We start from the raw sequence: 23,210 nt of genomic DNA, 5'->3' as shown, positions 1-23,210 counted from the left end.
AGCCCTTTCGCATAGATCGCGATCTGACAAAGGATTCAGAATTTTGAGAAGTAATAGTTTCAACATATAAACAGGATCAGCAGCCTTTCTTCCGAAATCAACCGTATAATTCTTTTTTATTTCGTCATAAACAAAAGAGAAATCCACCAGTGTATTTATTTTTCTTAATATATGGTCCTCAGGGACCAAAATATCATAAAGTTGAGCGTAAGGACTCACTGTGAGCCTTTCTTCATTGCGTAGCATAATTATCACCCCTTCATATCTTTATTTTCCTCCAAAATACAAAAAAAGCCAGAAATTTATCTGACTTTTTCAGCAGCCTCCATAAGTATGGGAGGTATTTTACCATGACGATAAATGAAAAGATGTCCGAAAAATTTGATGGTTTGGCGGCTTTGATTGGCCACACCCCGATGCTAGAAATTTCCTTACTTTACAAAGGCGAACCGCGGATCGTATACGCGAAGGCAGAATACTACAATTACTCTGGCAGCATCAAAGACCGCGTCGCCGCCCACATTCTCCGCCAGGCGTACGAAACGGGCGCCATCGCTGAAGGCATGCCAATCGCGGAGGCGACCAGCGGAAACACAGGCATCGCTTTTGCTGCGAGTGGGGCCTACCTGGGTAATCCGGTCACGATTTTCATGCCCGACTGGATGAGCAAGGAGCGGATCAACCTGATCGAAAGTTTCGGTGCGACGATTCGGCTCGTTTCCAAAGCGGAAGGCGGCTTCACCGGCTCAATTGCCCTCGCTGATCGGATGGGCGAAACCGAAGGCGCCTTCCTGCCGCATCAATTCTCCAACCCTAAAAACTGTGCCGCCCACTACGCGACTACCGGAAAAGAAATCTTGGCTCAGCTGGCGGCTTTCGGCAAAAGGCCGCAAGGCTTCGTCGCCGGCGTCGGTACCGGCGGAACGCTGATGGGCGTCAAAGATATTCTGCAGGAAACCTATCCGGATTGCCTCGCCTTCCCGCTCGATCCGGCCTCCTCCCCGACTATGGCGACTTGCGGAAAAGTCGTCGGCCCGCATCGGATTTTCGGCATCGGCGACGAGTTCGTGCCGGCTATCATCAAACTGGATCAGCTGGACAATATCCTCCTTATCGACGACTGCGACGCCATCAACATGTCCCGCAAACTCGCTCGCGTGCTCGGGCTCGGTGTCGGAATCTCATCGGGCGCGAACTTCCTGGGCGTCCTGAAGGCCCAAGATCTGCTGGGAAATAAGGATGCCGTTGTCGCGACCGTCTTTGCCGACGACAACAAGAAATACCTCTCCACCGACCTGATGTACGAACAAACCGTTTCTGCGGATCATCTCGCTTGCGACGTCGAACTGCTCGGCATGCGCGCAATCCATTGAGACCGAAGCATTATTATGTTAAGGGATAACAAGGAACGGCCGACAAGAAGACAAAAATACAGCTCGGCAACATCGTATTGGATGTTACCGAGCTGTATTTTTGTTATCTTTTCGCATTCATTCACCCTTTACTCGACCACTACTTTCCAATCGGCCGCGACCGGATCACTGGTGACGGCGACCCATTCCGAAGGAGCGCCTGCGATCACCGTGTAGAGCCGAGCAGTATCGCCCTTAAATGCAGGAACATCCGCTACTGTCGGATCAGCGGTGACATAGATCAGGCGGTCGCTGACAATCTTCGTCGTGCCAATCTGGTCGGCACCGGCGTAGCCCGCTTGCGAGCTGTCGAGGACCATATTTTTGAAAGAGACAGTTGCATAAGGTTTTGTAATCATATAATTCACAAAAAGGAACGGTGTCAGCGTATTCGTGCCATATGTCACATTATCCAGGACGAACTTGTCGATCCGGGCCCATGCGAGTGGCTGCATCGATACCGCGGTTTCCGCATCGAAATAGACATCATTCAAGTAACTTTCGGCCACACCGAAATTTAAGTAGCCGGTCGTGAACCCGCAGCGGAACACGCAGTCGTTGAGCGTCATTTTGCCGAAATAACCATTCAGGGCGACTACCTCCTTGTCCGTCTCCAGCAAGTCCTGTGCGTCTGCGCGCTCGAAAGTGCAATCATTGAAAGTCGTTTGGTAATCGTCTTTTGGCAGATCGTTGAAACTGTCGATGACGCGCACAACTACACCATTCACATCTTCCGTCGTGCTCGGAGTCACCGCGAAGGTAACCTCATTGAATGTGCAGTCGGTAGCGTTCAACACTTCCACATTCCCGATTCATGTTGGTCCCTCCTTAAAGAGGTGCCCTTGACGTTTATTCGAGTTCGAGTTCTGCCTGCAGGAGGTCCTGGACGCGCGCCATCTCGGTTTCGTCCACGAAGTTATAGTAAATTTCATTCATCATGCCGCCTGTACCGCCTAGTTGCTGCTGGTTCATGTTGCCGACTGCACCTAGATAATCTTGGCTTTGGAGCGTGTAGAAATCAGAAAGTTGGAAGCTAGTCTGTACATTCGATGAAAGTGACTGAAGAATAGTCTGGTAATTCAGCAGTGTTTCAGGTGTCGCTAATTTACGGATGACAGCCTCGATGACCAGGCGTTGTCTGCCTTGACGACCGGTATCGCCGGCTGGATCTTCATAGCGCATGCGTGCGAATTCCAATGCTGCCTTGCCATCCAGTTGGTTTGTGCCTTGGACGAAATCGTAGCCATTCTGGGTGAAGGTAAGCGGGCTCTCGACAGAGATGCCGCCGACCGCGTCGACGATTTCTTGGATGCCGGCCATGTTCACCGTCACGTAGAAATCGATAGGGATGCCCAGCATCTGCTGCACGGTATTGATAGACATCGCGGTGCCACCGAATGCATAAGCGTGGTTGATTTTGTCCGAGGTACCATGGCCGACGATTTCGGTGTACGTATCGCGCGGAATGCTCAAAAGTGTCGTCTGTTGGGTATGGGGATTGATCGTGACGACTACCATCGAATCGGAACGTCCTTGTTCCGTACGTCCCAGGTCACCTGTGTCAACGCCCAGCAACAGAATGGAGACCGGCTCACCCGCTTCCAGGAGTTGCGAAGGTGTTAATGAGCCAGCATCAGCTCTGCTTTCTCCGTCCACTTCTGAAGAATCGACTACTGTACCGGTATTCGTTGTTCGGAAATTCTCGATTTCGACTGGCGTATAGGCCGTGTCCATCGAGTCTCTCACATTTGCGTAGATTGAGTAGACATACCCCATAATACCGATCACCAGAATTGCAAGGATACTGACAAATATTTTCAAACCGTTCTTATTTTGTTTATTTGAGCGCATTATTTTTTTCTCCTCTTCCCTGAAAGCCAACTATAAGATAATTGTCGGTGTTTACTATATTTTAGATTACTTTAGACAGATAGTAAAGTCGTTTTGAAATGTTTGTGGACAGTTGTTACTGGAACTAGCGACACGTTTGCCAGTTCCGGTAACAATTCCCAAAAGAACAAGCAGTCAACTATTTATATTCATGAAAAAGCACCGGAAAAATCAGCAGGTTATCTGATTTTTTCGGTGCTTTTATTAATATGTTAGGATTCTTATCAAACTGTCTATGCGGCCGTTTTTACAACAAATGTTTTTCTTTTCGCATAGACAAGACTCAAGCCCAGTCCCAGCAGGACGACGGCAATCGCGACATAGAAGGCTTTCGTGAAGTCACCGTCGTTCGCGGCAGCCAATGACGCAGTCACTTTCGGAGCGACGAATGCGGCGCTCGAAAAGCCGATGAAGACGATGCCGTAATTGACGCCCTGATTCGCCGGACCAAAGTTATCCATGACCAATCCCGGGAAGACGCCCATCACGCCGCCGAAGCAAAGGCCCAAGGTGACGATCCCGACAGCGAAGGCCCACACTTGGTTGACGCTGACGAGCAGGATGAAGGCAAAAATGATGGCACTGTAGATGATGATGACCGCGCGGATTTGGCCGATGCGATCAGAAATCGCGCCCCAGAATACCCGGCCTGACGTGTTGCTCAAGGAATAGAGGCTGACATAAGCGGCAGCTGCCGATGCCGACAAACCGAACATCGATTGCCCGATCAATGATGCGTTCGAAGCAATCATCAGACCGGAAAAGGCGCCCATCGCGAACATCAGGATAAGCAGGTAGAATGCGGGACTCGCCAACATTTCCTTCCAGTTTTTGTTTGCGATGATGGTTTTTGCTGGTGCTGGAGCCTTTTCGGAGGCCACAGCCGTTTGTGGAACTGCCTGTTTCGGTGCCGAGCGGATGAAAAGACTGAAAAAGAATCCGATCAGCGCATACGCCAAGCCCATGCGCCAGAAGGCTTGGCTGACTCCGTAGCGTTCGATCAGCGTGTTCGCGATCGGTGCCGCGATGATCGCCGCTCCGCCCATCCCCCCCGTGATCAGACCGGAAGCCAAGCCTTTTTTATCCGGGAAAAAGCGAATTGTGTTGCTGAGACAGGCGGAATAGGCAAAGTTCTGCGCAAAGCCGCCGAAGATGCCGTAGATCAGGTACAACTGAAAAATGCTCGTCGCTTGCCCGGTGAAAGCGAAGCTGATACCGAAAAGCACAACGCCGATGCGGGCGATCCATTTTGCCCAGCCACGGTCCGTAAAATAGCCGCCGAAGATCATCGGGATCGGCCCCACTGCGGAGTTGATTGCGAACGCCATCATGATATCCGGTACCGCCCATCCCCGCAATTCCGCCAAAGGTCCTGCGAAAACACTGAACGTGTAGACGATACCGGTGCACAACAAGATCCCCATCGAGCTGATCAGGACCACCCAACGATTTGTTTCTTTTTTCATTACTGTTCCCCCTTTTCCTAGTTGTTTTGTATTATCAGGGATAACGGTGCAAATAATTGCGCCGCTATCCCAATATTTGCTGATGCCTTTCATTTATGAAGGTTGTTCCAGTATGCCATGGAATCCGGTTATAGGGTAACACTTAAATGATATATTCAGTTATAGGTTGATGTTATATGTTTGTGCTGCTGGCCAGGTTGGCCGGAGCTGAACGATACGTGCGGCGCCCTGCTCCGGCGAGGGGGTGCTCACCGGAGGGCGACAGTAACATCTTAGGGCCAACTTCGGCGAGCCCCCCCTCATCGGAGGAAAAGAGGCATATGTTGACCGAACTCCGGCGTAACCTGCGTTCGACGGAGGAAACAAATTCCGCCCAACAAAAAACCACCCGCTACACAAGAACGGATGGTTTTGAATTTTTTTCATTTGACATTTTTATCCCATGACCGCCAAAACGAGCGGCAGCGCGAAGATTCCGATCAGGATGGAAACGGAATTCATGAAGGCGGAGGTTTCGACGTCCCCGCCTGCTTCGTCGGTGAATCCGGTCGCCATGGATGCGATCGGCGAAAAGAACAGCATGCAGAGGATCGTCTTAACGACCATTGATACCGGCAGGAAGAGCACGGTCAGGATGGAGAAAATCAGCGAAAAGCCGTAGCGGATGGCCAAGTATTTGAAGGCCAGCTTGAAGCGGTGCGCATCCAAGCCCAATTCCAAACCGATTCCGATCATCAACATCGCCAGGAATGTGTTGGCGCCGCCCACCGTGGACGTAAAGGTGATGACCTCATCCGGTAATTGCAGCCCGAGGAGGCGCATCAGCAACAGGATCAAGTATGTATCGAACAGCGGCGAAAGAAACATGAGTTTGAGGAAGCCGCCTAAGGTTGTTTTTTGCTTCTCATCCGCAACAGAACGGGACCAACCATAGCCAATTCCGGCAGCTCCGAATGAATTGCCGACATCGAAAAGGGATGCGAAAATGATCGACTGTGGGCCCATCAATCCGGCGATATATGGCATCGCAAAGGCCCCGACATTGTAGCTGCCGAGGTTGATGATTCCGAAAGCCTGCGCTATACCGCCTTTCCGTTGGTTCACCAGATAGCCGGTGATTTGCAGGATCAAGTTAGCGAGGAGGCCGATTGCGGTCAAAAATAGCAAGTTGGAGGTGATGTCGAACGTGTTGAAACTGGTGATCAGTGCGCAGGGCAGCGTGATCCGCAGAACGATTTTCGAAAATTTCGGAAAATCCTCGGCGTTTACCCATCCGATCCGTTTGATGACGTAGCCGATCACGATGATCAAAATCAATGATGCGGCTTTTGCTGCTATTTCCCCCATTACGTTCCCCCCGCTCGCGTTTTTCCTTAAATTATATCAAAAAAAGTACCCTTGCATCCGTTTCTTTCGCATTTTGTAATCGCATTACGGATTCCTTTGCATCCGCGGGTCAGAGCATTCAAAAAAAGTTCCGCCTTTCCCACTGGAGTGGGCTCAGGCGGAACTTTGATAGGCTTGCTATTCTTCGTACTTCAGAACGGAACGCTCGCCCAATGGTTGGACCTCTCTGTTGTTGCCTTCATAGTATTCGTTGAAGGCTGCAATTTGTTCCGCGGAAACTTCCACAGGGTTCGCCATCACGTACCACTCGACATTTTCGGTCAGCGGCGGTGTCGTCAAGGAACCTAGGTAATGGTAGTAGCTTTTGTTGGCTGGAAGCAGTTCGGCAACGTTCAGGCTGAGGCCGCTCGCAACGTCTGATTCTTCGTTCGCCTGCACATCATCCAGGATCGCCTGAAAAGCAGCATTTTCTGTTCCTTCTTTAAAGAAGACCGCGATGACTGCTAAGCGGCCATCCTGTGCCTTGTGGACAAAATGCAGTTCGATCGGGAAACTCTCCCCATCCACCGTGTGCTCGCTCGGAGAATGCAGATGGAATTGCGCCAATTCAAAACCGCGTCCTGCAATCGTCGCTTGGCCGCCGTCTTCGATTTCGATGCTGTGCCCGTTATCGACCACATCGATGATCTCCTCCGCATAGTCCAATGTCAAGGAACCGTCCGTGGTCATCGCTTCGGTTGCACTCGTTTCGATATTGATCGGAGATTGCATCGCGCCGGATTCGAAGTCCCATTCATCCTGGTTTTCATAATCCAAATGTTCCTCAGCGGCTGCTTCGGTTGTTTCTTCAGTCGTCGTTTCGGAGGTCAGTTCCGTCGTTTCCTGTGCGCTGCTGTCCGTTTCTACCGTTTCTTCTTGGCCGCAGCCACTCAGTCCCAATAAAACGAACGCCCCCAGAACCGCCAAAACTTTTGTTAATCCTTTTGCATTATTCATTTTTCCGATCTTCCCCCTCAAAAACAATATCCATTTATTATATGATAATCCGCAATTAAATTATCAAATCAACCGCGATAAACAATAATTCAACAGATAACCCCTTCTGTCAGCTGTATTCAAAAGGATATTGCGAAGAGGAGAAGGCGGGTCTATATGGTACCGTCAGTCGTCGCGCAGGTCGATGACCATATCGATGCGGTCCTCCATCGTCTCGCCCAAACCGATGATGCCGCCGCTGCAGACAGTCAGACCTGCCTTTTGCGCAGCGCGGATGGCGGCGATTTTGTCGTCGTAAGTATGGGTCGTGCAGACATCGAACACGTTACCGCAAAAAATAGATGCAAACCCGTATTTTTAAAGGGTGACAATAAAAATGTGGAGAAAACGTACGGATTCTCAGTTTCGTTTTTTTGAAGCGGTTGTGAAGGGTTGTGCTTCTCCTGTGTATTGTGGAAGGCTCAAAAAACCGACACGCAAGCATTAGGTTGCTTGCGTGTCGGTTTTTATTTATTGATCGTTGCCTAAGTTATGTCCAAGCATTTTTTTGGGTAGATTCCCTGATCAACAACTCGTTATCCAGCGTTTGGATCAGGTCGACTTCTTTTTCCAGAATCAATTCCATCAGAATTTTGGCCGCCAATTCTCCGGACTCCTGGAAAGGATAATGGACGGTTGTGATGCGCGGATAGACCGCTTCGGTGATTTCGTAGCCGCCGAACCCCGCTAAGGAAAGCTGGTTGGGGATTTCAATCTGCAGTTCATGCGCAGCGCGCATGATCCCGATCGCGATATTGTCGGTCGCGCCGATCACGAAAGTCGCTTTGGATTGCGGCAGGATTTCCAGTGCCTTTTCGTAGGCGTCCTTCATGGCAAAGCTCGTTTTGACGAAGGTATAGTCGATATCATGGCCTTCGAAAGCCTGCTCGATGCCGTTGCGTCGGGTCACCCCGACCGCCGTATCGGATTCGTCGACCCCGAAGACAAGAATGTTCCTGTGTCCGTTCGCAACCGCGTACGCTCCGACCGAACGGCCCGCCTTCTCGTCATCGTGGATGATGCAGTGGAAATCGGGATGCGATTGCCCGACGATGACGACGGGAACATCAGCCTCTTCGAACGCCTTGACATGAGCCGGTGTGATGGCAGCGGCGAAGAAGACGATGCCGTCGACGCGCTGCTTCGCCAAGGTGGAGATGGCTTCGATTTCGCGCTCGCGGCTCTGATCCGCATTCGTGATCAACAGTTGGTTTTTGGAAAGGCGCAGACTGTTCTCCAAGCCCCGCAACGCTTCATTCGTCGCAAAGGAATTCAGACGCGGAATGATCGTCCCGACCATATGCGTGCGCTTCGCTTTCAGACTTTGGGCAAATTTATTCGGTTTATAGTCGTTCTCGGCAACAATCTCATCCAGCTTCGCCTTTGTTTTTTCGCTGACCGCCCCGCCGTTCAGATAGCGGGAAACGGTGCTCTTCGCCACGCCGGCCATTTTGGCGATGTCATTGATGGTGACCATGGATAGCGTCCACCCCTTTCTTTTGCTGCAAAACGGACTCTATGCCGTATCCGAATACAGGTTAGGTCTCTACCTTTGATTATACAGGTGCAAGGGATGCGCCGCAACGGACCGGGGAAGGAAATCTTCACATTTTCGGTGTCTGCTCCGGCGAGCGGATGCGCCACCGGAGGAGCAATCCGGTATTATCCGTCTCCTCCGACCGCAGCAGTCATATCGGAACTGGACGCAGTTTGCATTGCTGTCCTCCGGCGAACCCCGGCTTAACCGGAGTTCCATCCCACATATTCACAAAAAAACAAAAAATCCGCACTTCGCCGCGGACATCCTCCGCAAGCGCGGTTTGGGGCTGTCCTTCCGGCAGAATGCGGAAAGTTAATCAGTTATTCAGATAGCTTTTTCTCTGTTGACTTGCGGCGTGCGCCTTTATTTTTCTGATCTTTGGAGCGGATTTTTTTCTTTTTCGTTTTTTTGGCGACTGCTTCCTTCTTAGCCTCTTCCTCTTTCGAAGCAACCAAGGCAGCTTTTTTCTGGATTTTAGCAGCTTTGGCGACGGCCGGTTTCTGCGCATCGCGGATGGCGTCACGGGATTCGCGGCTCGGCAACTGATCAACGAGCTCGCCACCGTAGATGAAGAATTCCTTCACTTCTTCCGGATGCTGGGCGAAACGTTTGATATCGCGGCTGTTGCGATCATTCACCAATGACAGCACAATCCCTTTTTTGCCCATCCGGCCCGTACGTCCGGAGCGGTGCAGGTAGGTTTCCTTCGATAGCGGCAGATCGTAATGGATGACGTAAGGCAGATCCTGGATGTCGATCCCGCGGGCGGAAACATCCGTTGTCAGCAGAAAGGTCACATTGCCTTTGCGGAATTCATCCATGGCGTTTTTACGCTGGGCTTTGCCGTAATCGCTGTGCAGCATGCGGACATTGATGCCTTCGAACTGCAGTTTCTGCGCCAAATAATCAAGTTCCTGCGTAGCATTTACGAAAACGAGCGCCTGCATCTCTTCCAGATTGCCCAAACGGCGCAACATTTCGGCACGTTTGCGCGTAGGTGCCTCGATGAAGCCGTGAATCGTTTGGTCCATGAACTGGCCTTCTTTTGTCGTGTCGAACCAAAGCGGCTCGGTGTTGAACCACTTTTGGATGTCCTTCAGGTTTTCGCTGTTCGTAGCCGAAAAGAAACCCATCTGACGGGAACCCGGCATTTTTTTGATCAACTCGCGCAGGGCGCTCAAGTGCTCCTCCTGCATCAGATAGTCCGCTTCATCAAGGATGACCGTCTTGATGTTGTGCAGTTTCAGTTTTTTCTGGTTGGCCAATTCCAACAATCGTCCCGGTGTTCCGACCACGATTTCCGGTTTTTCCTTCAGCTTGTCGATCTGACGGCCGACGTTCGCGCCGCCGATGATGACTTGCGCGCTCAAGTCCTTCAGGGATCCCCACTCCGCCAAAACGTGGCCTACTTGGTGCGCCAATTCCTGAGAAGGTACCAGCACCAACAATTGCAGTTCATTGTTGGCATCCGTTTTCTGCAGCAACGGAATGGCATAAGCCAACGTTTTGCCCGTACCGGTAGGCGATAGGCCGACGACATCCTTGCCTTCCAACAGCGGCTTGAAGACATTCTCTTGGATTGGGGTCGGCAACTGAAAACTCATCTCGTGCCAGTATTTTTCGAATGGCATTGCCATTTCTTCCATCATCATCATTCATTTCCTCATTTCTTATACTGCAGCCCAGCCTTAAGCTGCTGCGCATACCTCTTGCAGGTACAGCAATCTGCTTTACGCCTCGTCCAGATCCGCTGGGTAAACGAGGCCTGCTTTTTTGCGCAAAGCCTCCATTGTCCGGCTGACGTCCCGACTGATCTGCGTCCAACGTTCGTAGTCTTCTATAGTATCAGGATTTTCCGGATCATTCAAGATGCGCGCGAAGGCACGGACTTCGTCGTCCATGAAATGGCCGGTTGCTTTTTCGGCCAATTGATACCGTTCATCGGTCTCGCCGTCCACCAGTTCGACCGATTGGATCAAATTGACACCATCAAGAAGCAAGGTTTTTTTGCCGCTGTAGATTTCCGAATCGGCGAAGGAATTGTAGATTTTTGACGTATGCAAGGTGACGGTGAAGTACGGATATTTCAGCAACATGGTTCCTGCCCCGTCCACGCCCGTCTGGATTTTCTTGGCGGCATATTCAACGTCATCAGGCACACCGAACCAAGCGATAGCAGCGTACAGTAGATATACGCCCAAATCTGCAAGCGCTCCTCCGGAAAAAGCGAGCGAGAAAATGTTCGGTTCCTCGCCGGCTAAGACTTGGTCATAGCGGGAAGAGTATTTTGCATAGGTGAAGGTAGCTCCGTCGATTTCTCCCAATTTGGCGATTTCATTCCGGACCAGCTCGAAGTTTGGCTCATGCAGATGGCGAGCGGCTTCAAACAGGAAAACATTATTGGCTTTAGCCGCCGAGAAGGCAGCTTCCCATTCTTTGGTATTCGAAAAGATCGGCTTCTCCACGATGAGATGCTTGCCGTTGGCGATGGCCGACATGGCTTGCTGGAAATGGAGGCTGTTCGGAGATGCGATGTAGATGGCATCGACTTCCTCCAAGGCAGTGAATTTTTCCAAGTCCGTGACGAAAATATCCGCGCCGTAGCCTTCTCCAAAGCTTTGGGCGGTGAACTGATTGCGGCTGTAGACCGCTTTTATTTCGAATTGTCCGGATGCTTTGGCCGCTGTTGCGAATGCATGCGCAATGCTGCTTGTTCCGATGATGCCTAATCTGATCATAGTTTGATCCCCTCACTCATTGTTTTTTTGAAACATTCTATTCCTATTCTACACTAATCAAAGGCGGATTGCTTATTGATAGCCATTATTTTTGAACCCAAAAACAGCATCCCAGCGCAAACCGGATGCTGGCGGCGTAGCTTAGGACTGTTGCTTTTCCGCTTTTTTCAGTTCTTGGCGCTGCTTCAGGCGTTTTCGCTTTTCGGCTTCCGTCAGCGGCGCGTAGTCCTTCAGATCCGGCAGAGCGCCGACGGACACTTCCCAGAGATAGAGACTTGCGACCGAACCGTATGGCGCAAAACGCCGTTTGTATTTCTGGAACAGTTGCTTGGTGATTTTGCGGTGATGATAAACCATCCGCAAGCCGCGATGGATAGCGAGGTCATCCCAGCTCAGTACATCCTGACGGCCCATCGAGAAGATCAGCAGCATCTCGGCTGTCCATTTACCAATGCCGCGCAGCTGCGACAACTCGGCGATGACCGCTTCGTCACTCATATCCTTCAGCGCCTCCAGATCACAGGCACCGGAAATGACTTTCTCGGCAGCCTCACGGATATAGGTTGCTTTACGGGTCGATAGACCACACTGCTGTATTTCTTCGATGCTCGCCCGGCAGATGCGATCCGGTGTTATCGCCCCAAAAACGGCAAGCATCCTTTTCCAGACGGTTTCCTGAGCTTTCATTGAAATCTGCTGGCCGACGATATTGTTGACGAGCGCGGAAAAAAGATCCGCATCGATCGGCCGCTCGATCGGTCCGATCCGATCGATGACGTCCGCTAGAATCGGATCCTTGGCCTTCAGACAGCGGATCGCTTCTTCATCATAATAAAAATTCATTTACTCCACCCTTGCTCTGCATATTTTTCAACCATAACCCCTTTCCCCCATAAGAAAAGCTGGAGACTCGGAAGCCCCCAGCTTTGATTTGATTGGCATCACTTACTGTTACGGATGTCGACCCCGATTCTCTTACCGAGATTGTGGTCTTGGTGCCCCTTCACGAAGTTGCTGTCTTTCTTGATGCGGGTGATTCTTTCTAATTCCTCATCCGTCAAACTAAAATCGAACAGATCAAGATTTTCCTTCATTCGGTCGGCATCCTTTGTTTTCGGAATCGGAATGAGGTCGCGTTGTACGGCCCATCTCAGTATGATCTGTGCCGGTGTTTTATTATATTTTTCAGCTATTTTCATAACTTTGCCGTCTTCCAAAGCTCTTCCCTTAGCCAATGGGCTGTAGGCCATCGTCATAATGTTATTGTCGTAGCCGAAGTCATCCACTTCCTCCATGAGGTTGAATGGATTGATTTCCAATTGGTTCACGACTGGTTTGATGCGGGAGTTCTCCAATAGTTCTTTCAGATTCCCACGCATGAAGTTGGAGACGCCGATGCTGCGGACGATTCCGGAATCCTTGGCTTCCTCCAAGGCTTTCCAAGTGGCTGCAGTTACACCTTCATCAGGGCTCGGGAAGTGGATCAGGAACAGATCAATGTACTTTAGTCCGAGCCGGTCGTAGCTTGCACGGATAGCGTCTGTTGCTTTTTCGAAGCCCATGTCGTCTTTACCGAGTTTGGTCACGACAAAAATATCATCTCTGGAAATGCCTGCGTTGATGGCTTTATGGATACCGCGGCCTACGCCGACTTCGTTTCCGTACATGCTGCCTGTATCAATCAGGCGATACCCACGCATGATGGCCATGAAGACCATCTCTTCAGCTTCATCATTGCTCACGTTCCAAGTTCCGTATCCGATTCCGGGGATTGTAAAACCATCATTCAAAGGCATTCTGTCCATTAAGCTCTTCACCATGATAACTCACACTCCTTCTACTTATTACCTTAAGTGTAACGCAATTTCCTCAGAAACACAAAAATTATTAATGCGCTTACAAAACAAAACGGAGGAAAAACACTTTCCTTTCCTCCCCTAACCAATCCAAACGGTCATATTTCCAAAGATTCTGAAGTGGAGCCGTTCGTTAAGGTCACAACGACCATTTCCGGTCGGTTGTTGATCCGGAACGGGAATGAGGATCCACCGATGCCCCGGCTGACGACCAGTTTCTTTTCCGGATCCGTAGGCAACAGATAAACGCCTTCGGTATGCCGTGGCATCCGCCCTTGTCCAGGAGCATACAGCCCACCCAATCTCGGGATGCGGATCTGGCCGCCATGAGCATGGCCAGCGAAGGTGATATCAGCTGATTTCTCCGGATCGATATGGTACTTCAGAAAATGTTCAGGTCGGTGCGCCAACAAAAGACGTGTTTGGCCTTGCCAATCTTTTCTCAGCCTGATCTTTTTCAGAAAGTCCTTCGCGATTTTCTGAATGGCCGAGCTTTTGTCGCTCAGTCCCATGATCACGACAGGCTTGCGACCCTTTGCAAGGACGCTGATTGCTTCATCGTCCAGAAAACGGATGCCTGTCTGCTTGTACAAATCCAACACGATAGTGAACATCGGAGAATGGCGGTCATGATTACCTGTTATGGCATAGGTCGGTGCGATCGCCGTCAGTTTCCGGAACAGTTTTTCCGCGACTGAAGGATCAAAAGTACCATCCCCTTGAATCTGATCACCAGTAAGAAAGATAAAGTCCGGATCCGCTGCTTTGGTCATGTCAATCAGCTTGTTCAGATCGACTTTTTCTTTCGGCAAATGGATATCGGACAGCTGGACTATCTTCAGCCCTTCGTTTTCAGGCGCCAGATTCTTTACCGGAATGGTGTACTCGGTCTTCTGGATCCAGGTGTTTTGGAGATGCAGATAGGCCGCTGTGCCCGCCAAAACGGCAGTCTTCAGCAGGCTTTTGTTTTTTATGTTCATATTGATCATCCTTCATGAATCCCTATTGTTTCCTCTATTCTAATGCTTTGGAGCGCTTCAGTCAAAATAAAACGGTTGGCTCTTGTGCCCGTCGGAAGCGACTGTCGGAGCTAGGTGATTTTCCTGAAACCATAAGAATGTTGTCCGATGCTATCGATTTGGGTGCTTTTTGCTTCCTATTAAATAAATGGCATGTTATGTTTAATATACAAATATTACTCTTCAACATTATAACAGCAACACGAAAGGAATGAATCTATGAGTATATTTACAGAAAAATTAAGGGAAGTCCTGCAGTCCGTACTGCCGATCACGTCGCTTGTCGTAGTGCTCCATTTCACATTGACACCACTCGAAACCATCGATCTGCAGCGTTTCCTGTTCGGGGCATTTTTGATCATCATTGGCCTGTCGATCTTCCTTTTCGGTGTGGATCTGGGCATCACACCGATCGGGAAATTCCTCGGAAAAGGGTTGGCCCGCAGCAACAGCATGAAATATGTACTTGGGATGGGGCTTGTGCTAGGATTCTTCATCTCGATTTCGGAGCCGGATCTGCATATTTTAGCGACGCAGGTTTCCGAGGTCACAAGCGGCATGTATCCGAAAAACCTGCTTTTGATCGTCGTTTCCGTTGGCATCGCCGTTATGCTGACAATCGGTCTTTTCCGGATTGTTTACCGTTATCCACTGAACAAGACGTTCACTTTCCTCTACCTGGTCATCTTCGGCTTGGCCTACTTCAGCACCAACGACCTGTTCGCCATCGCTTTTGATGCTTCCGGATCGACGACCGGCGCTTTGACAGTGCCCTTCATGTTGGCTCTGGCAGTCGGCGTCGCATCCCTGAACCGGAAGACGCAATCAGCCGAGGAGGATAGTTTCGGTCTGGTAGGGATCGCCTCGGCCGGCGCCATCCTGGCCGTATTGATCCTGGGCCTTTTCGTCCGGTCCGATGAACCGCTCTCGGGCTCGATTCCCGGCCATGACGCTGTCGCTGCGAATTGGCTTGCGCCATTCCTGCACGAGTTGCCGAAGATCACAGGAGAAATCCTGTTGGCCGTTTCGCCGATAGTGATCATTTTCGTACTCAACCACACCTTCTTTGCTGGCGAGAAACTTTCGAAACGCGCTTTCCGGCGCATTTTCTTGGGGATGGCCTATCTCTTTGTCGGATTGGTGCTTTTCCTGACCGGCGTGAATGCCGGTTTTATGGAAGTCGGACGTAAGCTCGGCATGCTGATCGCCGGGATGGACAGCTCCATTCCGGTCCTGATCGTCGGTTTTGTGCTCGGGGTATTGGTCATTTTGGCGGAACCTGCAGTATATGTATTGACGCATCAAATAGAAGATGTTACAACAGGGTATGTAAAGCGCGGTATTGTGCTGGGATTCCTATCCGTAGGCGTCGGCCTGGCCGTCTTGTTGTCGGTCGTGCGCGTGCTCGTACCATGGTTGCAGCTGTGGCACTATCTCGTCCCCGGTTATCTGATTATTCTCGCCCTCTCCTATAAAGTTCCGAAGCTGTTCGTCGGGATTGCCTTTGATGCGGGTGGCGTGGCTTCAGGCCCGATGACGGCGACTTTCATTCTGGCATTCATTCAGGGTGTTGCGGAAATCACACCGGATGCCAACGTGCTCTTGGAAGGCTTCGGGATGATTGCGATGGTGGCGATGATGCCGATCATTTCGCTGCAATTGTTGGGCGCCATTTATCAGCGCAACAGTATAAAGGAGGGTCTCTAATTGACCGAACAAATTGAAAACAAAAGATTTTACGACGTCATTTTTGTCGTCGTCAACATCGGCAAAGCCAGCCGCGTGCTCGAGGAAGCGAAAAAGTGCGGCATCACCGGGGGGACCATCCTGCATGGTTCCGGAACGGTTTCCAGCGCTCTATTGCGCACAATCGGTTTTTATGAAGTAAAAAAAGAAATCCTCTTTATGGTCTGCGCGCGCGATAAAACGCAACCTACCGTCGAACACATCAGCTCACTTTTCCATTTCGAGTTGCCGAATCGTGGCATCCTCTTCACAAGTCCGATTTCGCACTTGCTGGGTACGCATGGCGAACGCCTGCACATGGATGAAAAAGATCCCCATCCAACTTCCGGTCATGAAGTCTTCTTTACGCTCGTCGCCGGCGGATTGGGTGACGATGTCGTTGAAGCAGCGGCTGCGGCTGGCGCACGCGGCGGCACCCTTTTCCACGGGACTGGCGCTTTTGCGGATAAATGCCGAAAAGTGTTCGGGATCGAACTCGACAACGGCAAAGACATCATCATGAACTTGGTCACCTCCGAGGTCGCTCTTGCAGTGGAAACCGCCATTGTCGATCAGATGCAGTTGGATATGCCGGGTAACGGCTTCCTTTTCAGCTTCGATGCAGAGAGTGTGCATGGGGTACGTTAAGGAACATACGATTGGCGGACAAACTTAATGGACCCGGATCGGCCCGTGATGCCGATCCGGGTCTTTTGTTTTGCCTGCGGGGCTAGAGCATTTGTATCTGGTTGTCGGATTCTGCGTGGTTATCCGACAACTGCACCAGGATACTTGGCCTGGTTGTCGGATTCTTTGTGGTTATCCGACAACTGCACCAGGAGGCTTGCCCTGGTTGTCGGATGCTTCGCTGTTATCCGACAACTGCGCCAGGAGGCTTGCCCTGGTTGTCGGATTCTGCGTGGTTATCCGACAACTGCACCAGGAGGCTTGGCCTGGTTGTCGGATGCTTCGCTGTTATCCGACAACTGCGCCAGGAGGCTTGCCCTGGTTGTCGGATTCTGCGTGGTTATCCGACAACTTCCCCAGGATACTTGGCCTGGTTGTCGGATTCTGCGTGGTTATCCGACAACTGCGCCAGGATACTTGGCCTGGTTGTCGGATTCTTTGCGGTTATCCGACAACTGCGCCAGGAGGCTTGCCCTGGTTGTCGGATTCTGCGTGGTTATCCGACAACTGCGCCAGGAGGCTTGCCCTGGTTGTCGGATTCTTTGCGGTTATCCGACAACTGCGCCAGGAGGCTTGCCCTGGTTGTCGGATTCTGCGTGGTTATCCGACAACTGCGCCAGGAGGCTTGCCCTGGTTGTCGGATTCTGCGTGGTTATCCGACAACCCTAAATATTTTTTTGGTTTTCAGTAACTTTCGTTGCATATTGCGCGAGCTGTACCCTACTTCACAAACTGTTTTGCTAACTGTATCAACATTCCGAGCAAATGTTCGGAAACATATGAGAAGATATGTTCATTTTGTTCAATCCATCCAATGAAAAACGTTTATAACAGCTTATAAAACTGTATTATTAATGCGTATAAAACGGTTGCTTTCAGCCCGGATACGTGCTATCTTATGTCTAGTTCTTATTCGAGGAAAAAGGAGAGGTTTCACGGATGGTAAAGAAAAAGAGAGTTTTATTTGGCGGTTTGACAGCATTACTGGGTTTGACTTTGGCGGCTTGCGGTAGCGGCGAAACAGTCGACAGCAGCGCGATTGATACAGCAGTATTAACTGATTCAGAAACAGCATGGGACAAGATCGAGGAAGCCGGTGTTTTGAAAGTAGCCACTTCCGGAACGCTCTACCCTAATTCTTATCACGACAAGGAAACTGATGAACTGACTGGTTACGAGGTGGAAATCCTCCGCGAAGTCGCTGAACGCATCGGCGTGGAAGTGGCATTCACGGAAATGGGCGTGGATGGCATGCTGACTTCCGTCAACAGCGGCGCAGTGGATGTTGCAGCATTCGGGATCGACCGCAATGGCGAAAATGCCGACAAATACAATTACACGACTCCTTACAAATATTCATTCGGTGCCATGGTTGTCCGCGAATCCGATAATTCCGGCATCGAAACGTTGGAAGATTTGAAAGGCAAAATCGCTGCCGGTGCGGCAACGACAACTTACATGAAGGTTGCCCGTTATTTCGGCGCGGAAGAAAAAATCTACGACAACGCGACAAACGATATGTACTTGTCTGACGTAGCGAACGGACGGACAGATGTTATTCTGAACGATTACTATGCACAAAAGTTGGCGACTGCCGCTTTGCCGGATATCCCTGTTAAAGTGCATGACATTTTCTACAACCCATCCGAAACTAATTTCTCCATCAAAAAAGGCAATGACGAATTGACCGAGAAATTCAACGAAGCTTTGGATGAAATGCGTGCTGACGGAACTTTGGTGGAATTGTCGAAACAATTCTACGATGGTGCGGACGTGACTGTCCAGATCGAATATGATTTCCCAGTGATCGACGTAAGCGATGTAGACTAGACCTATAGAATGGAAATGTAAAATAAAATTGTAAAGCAGAAAGGTGGGCAAGACATGTCAGGCATCCAATGGCAGTATATCTTCAATCCGGAGTTGGCTCTCGACAGCCTCCCGTACGTCCTCAAAGGGATGGGCTATACTCTTGGAATCGCGTTGACCAGCATGCTGAATGGCACGCTGCTTGGCTTTGTGCTTGCGATGCTGCAGCTGGCCAAGTTGAAACCACTGCGTTGGCTGGCGCGGCTCTACATCTCCTTTATGAGGGGAACCCCTACGTTGGTCATTTTGTTCCTGCTCTACTTCGGCTTTCCGTTCATTGGCATCCAATTCACTGCCGTCACGGCGGCCATCATCGGCTTCAGCTTGAGTTCGGCCGCCTACAGCGCGGAAATCATCCGCTCATCGCTGAATTCCGTCAATCACGGGCAATGGGAAGCGGCGTATGCGTTGGGGCTGAAATGGTCGTTCATCATGCGCAAAGTTATTGTGCCGCAAGCAATGCGAATCGCCATTCCGCCGATGAGCAACGTGCTTTTGGACCTGATCAAAGGGTCTTCCTTGGCGGCGATGATCACCGTTCCGGAAATGTTCCAGAACGCCAAGATCGTCGGCGGTCGCGAGTTCGATTACATGACCATGTACATCCTGGTCGCGCTCATCTACTGGGCGGTCTGCAGCGTCTTCGCTGCCTTCCAGACACGCATCGAGAAGAAATTATCTATGTATGTGGAATGACAAATAGAACCGCAAAAAAAACGAAAGAATCAACCTCATTACACGGGTTGATTCTTTCGTTTTTTTGCATGCTTCATGATCGCAAAATTTTGAGGCTTTTATTGTTCAATTTTTTTACCGGAATTCAAGAGTTGTTCTCGGGCACTTTTGTTGCTCTCTTTAATCTTTCCATCCATTTTAACCTTCAAATCATCATAGATGCTACGGAATTTCTCCCCATCCGATTCTTCAGGCTTACCAAACAGAAAATCTTTCAATTGGCATTCGTTGATACTATAATCTTTCATCAGCCCTTCTCTGGATATGTCCAAAGTAGCCATATGATGCTGTAATTCCAACGATTCCTTACCAAAAGGAGCATCATACCGACTTCCCTCTGTTTTGTAAGGCTTCAACTCCCTCTATATTGTTCCGAAGTAAGATGGTGCTTAGTCATCCGTATCACCCTTTCTCGATTGCAACCTTTGTCTCATGATTCAGCAAATATTCCTTCAGATGCAGCCCACCGGCATACCCCACCAGTTTGCCGCTTGTGCCGATGACGCGGTGGCAAGGGGTGATGATGGAAATCGGATTGCGGTTGTTGGCCATCCCGATGGCGCGGACGCCTTTGGGATTTTCGACAGCGATGGCGATATCCTTGTAGCTGCGCGTCTCGCCGTAAGGAATTTGGCGCAACGCTTCCCAGACTTTCAACTGGAAAGGCGTCCCGGCTGCGTCCAACGGTAAATCGAATTTTTGACGTTTGCCATTGAAGTACGCCTGCAGCTGGCGCTCCCCTTCCAGCAACAAGGGGGTATCCGCCTCCACCATTTCTCCGGCCGCGATTTCCTTTTCGATCCGCGGATCCAGTTCCGATGCAACATGTGCCAGAAACGTGATTCCCTTGCCGTTCTCAGCCAACAAGTACTTCCCGAGCGGCGTTTGGATATATTTATAGGCTTTCATACTGGTCACCATTCCTTTATTCGTGATTACAATCTCTCTGTTCCATTATACACAGCGGTGACGGCAACAGGAAGCACTCTCCATTTGTCATTTCCTCCGGTGAACGAAGGCTTCGCCGGAGTTCCCACACATTCTGAATGTTCTTCTTCGGCGAGGCGAGCCTATCCGGAGCTGGCGCTATTTTTTTGGTGCACTCCTCCGTGCAGCGGCCCCTCGCCGGAGCTGAAGCCACTTCCAGTCGCTGCCCCTAGCAACCGGCGTACGCCGCAAACATTTCTTATGGAATACTTTCAAGCATCTTCACGATTTCTTCACACTCACGCTTTATAGTAGGTTCACAGCATTCCTCGCGGGAAGGATCTTAGGAATTGTTTAAGACTGAGTTGAACCGCTTGCACGAAAAATAGTTTTGATTTAAAATGGTTTTATATTACAACTATTATCCGATAAAGGAGCGGATTTCAATATGAAAATTGATTTTTTGAAAAAAGAGATCTGGGATTTGATGCGGACCATCCAAGTTTCCAAAGATATGGTCATGTGCCCGGTCGCTAAAGACTATCCCATCACCCCGCTGCAATTGCGGATTTTGATGGAAGTGAATGTGAGTGAAAATCTATCACTCAACCGTTTGGCGAAGGTGATGGATATGAACAACGGCAACGTCTCCACCCTCTGCAAAAAATTAGAACAGCAAGGCTACCTGACGAGGGAACGGCGTGCGGACGACGAGCGTTTCATCACGCTGAAACTCACCCCGAACGGACAAGCAATCCTTCAGAAAATGGAGCAGGATATCGAAAGCAAATACTGTTTGCTGATGGAAGGCGTGTCCGAGGAGCGGCTCGAAAAAATTGCAGCCGGCATCAAGGAATTGCAGCTTTTGATACAGGAAATGAACGAACAACAAAGAGAGGATTGACCAAACATTTATGGCAGATGACAAAAACAAAAACAACCGCAAATGGAATTTGAACCTGAACAATGACAACCCCGACAACCGCAGAAGGACAGCCTATTACTTGCTGATGGCGTTGAGCATCCTGATGTTCCTGAACTATTTCGCGTTACCGAGCTACATGAACCGAAGCGTGGAGGAAGTGACCTACAGCACGTTCCTGAATCAAGTGTCGACGGGCGATGTATCCGAAGTGAAATTGGAAGAGAACCAAATCACCTTCGTCGCGACCGATGATGCGGGCGACAAACAAGTTTACATTACCGGTCTGATCGATGATCCGACACTCGTCACCCGCTTGGAAGAAGCCGATGTGACCTTCAGCAAGGACATTCCGACTGAAGCCTCTCCGATTCTTTCGATCTTAGTTTCTTGGGTCTTACCACTCCTGCTGTTCTGGGGATTGGGCAGCATGCTTGGGAAACAGATGGCGAAACGGATGGGCGGCGGTGCCGGTGGCGCATTGTCGTTCGGCAAATCGAATGCCAAAGTCTACGTGAAAGCAGACGACGCCAAGACATTCAAGGATGTCGCCGGACAGGACGAAGCCAAAGAAGCGCTCAGCGAAGTCGTCGATTACCTGCATCAACCGAAAAAATACCAGGATATCGGTGCCAAGAATCCGAAGGGCATCCTGCTGGTCGGACCTCCCGGAACGGGTAAAACCCTGTTGGCTCGCGCTGTCGCCGGCGAAGCCGATGTGCCGTTCTTCAGCATATCCGGTTCCGAATTCGTCGAGATGTTCGTCGGACGCGGCGCCGCCAAAGTCCGCGACCTGTTCAAGGAAGCCAATGAAAAAGCTCCCTGTATCGTCTTCATCGATGAGATCGACACAATCGGTAAAAAGCGCGACAACGGCAATTTCGGTGGGGGGAACGATGAGCGTGAGCAGACCTTGAACCAATTGCTGGCGGAAATGGACGGATTTGAAGCCAACAAAGGCATCATCCTCCTGGCCGCCACCAACCGTCCGGAATCCCTTGACGCTGCCTTACTGCGTCCGGGCCGTTTTGACCGTCGCGTACCGGTCGAACTGCCGGACTTGGCAGGACGTGAAGCCATTCTGAAAGTGCATGCGTTGAACTACAAAATGGATCCAAATATTGATTACAATACGATCGCCCGCGCCACTTCCGGTGCTTCCGGTGCCGAGCTGGCGAATATCATCAATGAAGGCGGCCTCCGCGCCGTCCGTGAAGGCCGCAGCGCCGTTACGCAAAGCGATCTGGAGGAGTCAGTTGAGACTGTCATTGCTGGGTACCAGCGCAAAAATGCGGTCATTTCTCCGAAAGAAAAGGAAATCGTCTCTTACCATGAAATCGGCCACGCGCTGGTAGCAGCCAAACAGACGGAATCCGCGCCGGTCCACAAGATCACGATCATTCCGCGTACTTCCGGTGCTTTGGGCTATACGATGCAGATCGAGGAAGGCGAAAAATCGTTGATGACGAAGCAAGAATTGTTCAATAAAATCGTGACGTTGGCAGGCGGTCGCGCCGCCGAAGAGATCGTCTTCGGCAGCATCACGACCGGCGCTTCGAATGATATCGAGCAGATGACCAAAATGGCACGCGCCATGATTACGCGCTACGGGATGAGCGACACGTTCGACATGATGCAGATTGAAACCCAGACGAACAAATATTTGGGCGGCGACACTTCCATGAATGTGTCCGCCGGGATGGCCGAGCAGGTCGACCGTGAAGTGCTGGACATCATCAAGCTGGCTCATGAGAAAGCCATTGCCATATTGGACGAAAACAGAGAGAAACTGCATGAACTGTCCCACCACCTGCTGATCGAAGAGACCATTACCGGTGCGGAATTCATGAAGATATTGGAAGCATAACAGCTCGCATACGAGGCACGGATTCATCAGAACTGCCGATATGTCAACAAAAGAAAGCAGTGTGGTTGTCTCAGTTCGAGATAGCCACACTGCTTATTTTTGAGGCGGAAAATGTTCGGGTTGGACTCGGATTGTGTTCTGCTTGTCGGATACTTTGCGGTTATCCGACAAGCAG

Annotated in this window: 22 protein-coding genes; 7 read left to right on the top strand and 15 right to left on the bottom strand. The window is 50.5% G+C overall.

The window, feature by feature from the left end:
* On the bottom strand, positions 1 to 246 hold a 246-nt coding region (locus BMZ71_RS09870), incomplete at its 3' end, for a transposase (protein ID WP_177187580.1).
* Between the two features lie 104 nt (positions 247 to 350).
* Between BMZ71_RS09870 and BMZ71_RS09865 the strand changes: the two genes are divergently transcribed.
* Positions 351 to 1,373, top strand: a complete 1,023-nt coding sequence (locus tag BMZ71_RS09865; protein ID WP_086988934.1) for a PLP-dependent cysteine synthase family protein — start codon at positions 351 to 353, stop codon at positions 1,371 to 1,373.
* Positions 1,374 to 1,501: 128 nt separating this feature from the next.
* Here BMZ71_RS09865 and BMZ71_RS09860 read toward each other — a convergent pair whose 3' ends face one another.
* The 12 genes from BMZ71_RS09860 to BMZ71_RS09810 all read right to left on the bottom strand — a co-directional run bounded on the left by BMZ71_RS09860 (position 1,502) and on the right by BMZ71_RS09810 (position 14,264).
* The gene (locus tag BMZ71_RS09860; protein ID WP_177187579.1) at positions 1,502 to 2,209 is read right to left on the bottom strand and encodes a hypothetical protein; all 708 of its coding nucleotides are present in this window, start codon (positions 2,207 to 2,209) and stop codon (positions 1,502 to 1,504) included.
* A gap of 52 nt (positions 2,210 to 2,261) precedes the next feature.
* Complete coding sequence (locus tag BMZ71_RS09855) at positions 2,262 to 3,263, bottom strand: LCP family glycopolymer transferase (protein WP_086988932.1); 1,002 nt, start codon at positions 3,261 to 3,263, stop codon at positions 2,262 to 2,264.
* 272 nt (positions 3,264 to 3,535) lie between these two features.
* Positions 3,536 to 4,768 (bottom strand): L-lactate MFS transporter, encoded by a 1,233-nt coding sequence (locus BMZ71_RS09850; protein WP_086988931.1) that lies wholly within the window; start codon positions 4,766 to 4,768, stop codon positions 3,536 to 3,538.
* Between the two features lie 435 nt (positions 4,769 to 5,203).
* Entirely contained in the window at positions 5,204 to 6,115 is a 912-nt protein-coding gene (locus BMZ71_RS09845) for an AEC family transporter (protein ID WP_086988930.1), read from the bottom strand.
* A 177-nt stretch (positions 6,116 to 6,292) separates the two neighbouring features.
* On the bottom strand, positions 6,293 to 7,111 hold the full coding sequence (locus tag BMZ71_RS09840) for a carbonic anhydrase (RefSeq protein WP_086988929.1): 819 nt from the start codon (positions 7,109 to 7,111) through the stop codon (positions 6,293 to 6,295).
* A 165-nt stretch (positions 7,112 to 7,276) separates the two neighbouring features.
* Positions 7,277 to 7,435, bottom strand: coding sequence for a hypothetical protein (locus BMZ71_RS14675; RefSeq protein WP_218142798.1), 159 nt, complete (start codon positions 7,433 to 7,435; stop codon positions 7,277 to 7,279).
* A 205-nt stretch (positions 7,436 to 7,640) separates the two neighbouring features.
* Positions 7,641 to 8,627: a LacI family DNA-binding transcriptional regulator gene (locus BMZ71_RS09835; RefSeq protein WP_086988928.1), complete on the bottom strand. Its 987-nt coding sequence runs from the start codon at positions 8,625 to 8,627 to the stop codon at positions 7,641 to 7,643.
* Between the two features lie 383 nt (positions 8,628 to 9,010).
* The gene (locus BMZ71_RS09830; protein ID WP_245734416.1) at positions 9,011 to 10,345 is read right to left on the bottom strand and encodes a DEAD/DEAH box helicase; all 1,335 of its coding nucleotides are present in this window, start codon (positions 10,343 to 10,345) and stop codon (positions 9,011 to 9,013) included.
* A gap of 75 nt (positions 10,346 to 10,420) precedes the next feature.
* Positions 10,421 to 11,428: a Gfo/Idh/MocA family protein gene (locus tag BMZ71_RS09825; protein WP_086988927.1), complete on the bottom strand. Its 1,008-nt coding sequence runs from the start codon at positions 11,426 to 11,428 to the stop codon at positions 10,421 to 10,423.
* 141 nt (positions 11,429 to 11,569) lie between these two features.
* Complete coding sequence (locus tag BMZ71_RS09820) at positions 11,570 to 12,271, bottom strand: DNA-3-methyladenine glycosylase family protein (RefSeq protein ID WP_086988926.1); 702 nt, start codon at positions 12,269 to 12,271, stop codon at positions 11,570 to 11,572.
* A gap of 98 nt (positions 12,272 to 12,369) precedes the next feature.
* Positions 12,370 to 13,248: an aldo/keto reductase gene (locus tag BMZ71_RS09815; RefSeq protein WP_086988925.1), complete on the bottom strand. Its 879-nt coding sequence runs from the start codon at positions 13,246 to 13,248 to the stop codon at positions 12,370 to 12,372.
* A gap of 134 nt (positions 13,249 to 13,382) precedes the next feature.
* On the bottom strand, positions 13,383 to 14,264 hold the full coding sequence (locus BMZ71_RS09810) for a metallophosphoesterase (RefSeq protein ID WP_177187578.1): 882 nt from the start codon (positions 14,262 to 14,264) through the stop codon (positions 13,383 to 13,385).
* A gap of 258 nt (positions 14,265 to 14,522) precedes the next feature.
* Between BMZ71_RS09810 and BMZ71_RS09805 the strand changes: the two genes are divergently transcribed.
* From BMZ71_RS09805 to BMZ71_RS09790, 4 genes are all read left to right on the top strand, one after another.
* Positions 14,523 to 16,010 carry a DUF1538 domain-containing protein gene (locus tag BMZ71_RS09805; protein WP_086988923.1) on the top strand — a complete coding sequence of 496 codons (1,488 nt, stop codon included), beginning with the start codon at positions 14,523 to 14,525 and terminating at the stop codon, positions 16,008 to 16,010.
* Positions 16,011 to 16,676 carry a hypothetical protein gene (locus BMZ71_RS09800; RefSeq protein WP_086988922.1) on the top strand — a complete coding sequence of 222 codons (666 nt, stop codon included), beginning with the start codon at positions 16,011 to 16,013 and terminating at the stop codon, positions 16,674 to 16,676.
* 978 nt (positions 16,677 to 17,654) lie between these two features.
* The gene (locus BMZ71_RS09795; protein ID WP_086988921.1) at positions 17,655 to 18,545 is read left to right on the top strand and encodes a transporter substrate-binding domain-containing protein; all 891 of its coding nucleotides are present in this window, start codon (positions 17,655 to 17,657) and stop codon (positions 18,543 to 18,545) included.
* A gap of 54 nt (positions 18,546 to 18,599) precedes the next feature.
* Entirely contained in the window at positions 18,600 to 19,280 is a 681-nt protein-coding gene (locus tag BMZ71_RS09790; RefSeq protein ID WP_086988920.1) for an amino acid ABC transporter permease, read from the top strand.
* A 98-nt stretch (positions 19,281 to 19,378) separates the two neighbouring features.
* Here the strand turns inward: BMZ71_RS09790 and BMZ71_RS09785 are convergent, their stop codons facing one another.
* Positions 19,379 to 19,675, bottom strand: coding sequence for a hypothetical protein (locus BMZ71_RS09785; RefSeq protein WP_086988919.1), 297 nt, complete (start codon positions 19,673 to 19,675; stop codon positions 19,379 to 19,381).
* A gap of 46 nt (positions 19,676 to 19,721) precedes the next feature.
* Entirely contained in the window at positions 19,722 to 20,228 is a 507-nt protein-coding gene (locus BMZ71_RS09780; protein WP_086988918.1) for a methylated-DNA--[protein]-cysteine S-methyltransferase, read from the bottom strand.
* Between the two features lie 466 nt (positions 20,229 to 20,694).
* On the opposite strand from BMZ71_RS09780, the gene BMZ71_RS09775 reads away from it, so the two are divergent.
* Positions 20,695 to 21,150, top strand: coding sequence for a MarR family winged helix-turn-helix transcriptional regulator (locus BMZ71_RS09775; RefSeq protein ID WP_086988917.1), 456 nt, complete (start codon positions 20,695 to 20,697; stop codon positions 21,148 to 21,150).
* Between the two features lie 10 nt (positions 21,151 to 21,160).
* Complete coding sequence (ftsH, locus tag BMZ71_RS09770) at positions 21,161 to 23,035, top strand: ATP-dependent zinc metalloprotease FtsH (RefSeq protein ID WP_086988916.1); 1,875 nt, start codon at positions 21,161 to 21,163, stop codon at positions 23,033 to 23,035.
* The last annotated feature ends 175 nt before the right edge of the window (positions 23,036 to 23,210 follow it).

Origin of the sequence: Trichococcus flocculiformis (assembly GCF_900113645.1) — a bacterium.
GTDB classification, from domain to species: domain Bacteria; phylum Bacillota; class Bacilli; order Lactobacillales; family Aerococcaceae; genus Trichococcus; species Trichococcus flocculiformis.
Note: the sequence above shows the minus strand (reverse complement) of the source record. Positions and strands in the feature narration are given on the sequence as shown.

Coding starts and splice junctions, on each gene's coding strand:
- BMZ71_RS09820 (WP_086988926.1), bottom strand. CDS start 12,271: ATGAATTTTTATTATGATGAAGAAGCGATCCGCTGTCTGAAGGCCAAG.
- BMZ71_RS09850 (WP_086988931.1), bottom strand. CDS start 4,768: ATGAAAAAAGAAACAAATCGTTGGGTGGTCCTGATCAGCTCGATGGGG.
- BMZ71_RS09795 (WP_086988921.1), top strand. CDS start 17,655: ATGGTAAAGAAAAAGAGAGTTTTATTTGGCGGTTTGACAGCATTACTG.
- BMZ71_RS09840 (WP_086988929.1), bottom strand. CDS start 7,111: ATGAATAATGCAAAAGGATTAACAAAAGTTTTGGCGGTTCTGGGGGCG.
- BMZ71_RS09805 (WP_086988923.1), top strand. CDS start 14,523: ATGAGTATATTTACAGAAAAATTAAGGGAAGTCCTGCAGTCCGTACTG.
- BMZ71_RS09780 (WP_086988918.1), bottom strand. CDS start 20,228: ATGAAAGCCTATAAATATATCCAAACGCCGCTCGGGAAGTACTTGTTG.
- BMZ71_RS09855 (WP_086988932.1), bottom strand. CDS start 3,263: ATGCGCTCAAATAAACAAAATAAGAACGGTTTGAAAATATTTGTCAGT.
- BMZ71_RS09825 (WP_086988927.1), bottom strand. CDS start 11,428: ATGATCAGATTAGGCATCATCGGAACAAGCAGCATTGCGCATGCATTC.
- BMZ71_RS09830 (WP_245734416.1), bottom strand. CDS start 10,345: ATGATGATGATGGAAGAAATGGCAATGCCATTCGAAAAATACTGGCAC.
- BMZ71_RS09845 (WP_086988930.1), bottom strand. CDS start 6,115: ATGGGGGAAATAGCAGCAAAAGCCGCATCATTGATTTTGATCATCGTG.
- BMZ71_RS09835 (WP_086988928.1), bottom strand. CDS start 8,627: ATGGTCACCATCAATGACATCGCCAAAATGGCCGGCGTGGCGAAGAGC.
- BMZ71_RS09815 (WP_086988925.1), bottom strand. CDS start 13,248: ATGGTGAAGAGCTTAATGGACAGAATGCCTTTGAATGATGGTTTTACA.
- BMZ71_RS09775 (WP_086988917.1), top strand. CDS start 20,695: ATGAAAATTGATTTTTTGAAAAAAGAGATCTGGGATTTGATGCGGACC.
- ftsH (WP_086988916.1), top strand. CDS start 21,161: ATGGCAGATGACAAAAACAAAAACAACCGCAAATGGAATTTGAACCTG.
- BMZ71_RS09790 (WP_086988920.1), top strand. CDS start 18,600: ATGTCAGGCATCCAATGGCAGTATATCTTCAATCCGGAGTTGGCTCTC.
- BMZ71_RS09810 (WP_177187578.1), bottom strand. CDS start 14,264: ATGAACATAAAAAACAAAAGCCTGCTGAAGACTGCCGTTTTGGCGGGC.
- BMZ71_RS09865 (WP_086988934.1), top strand. CDS start 351: ATGACGATAAATGAAAAGATGTCCGAAAAATTTGATGGTTTGGCGGCT.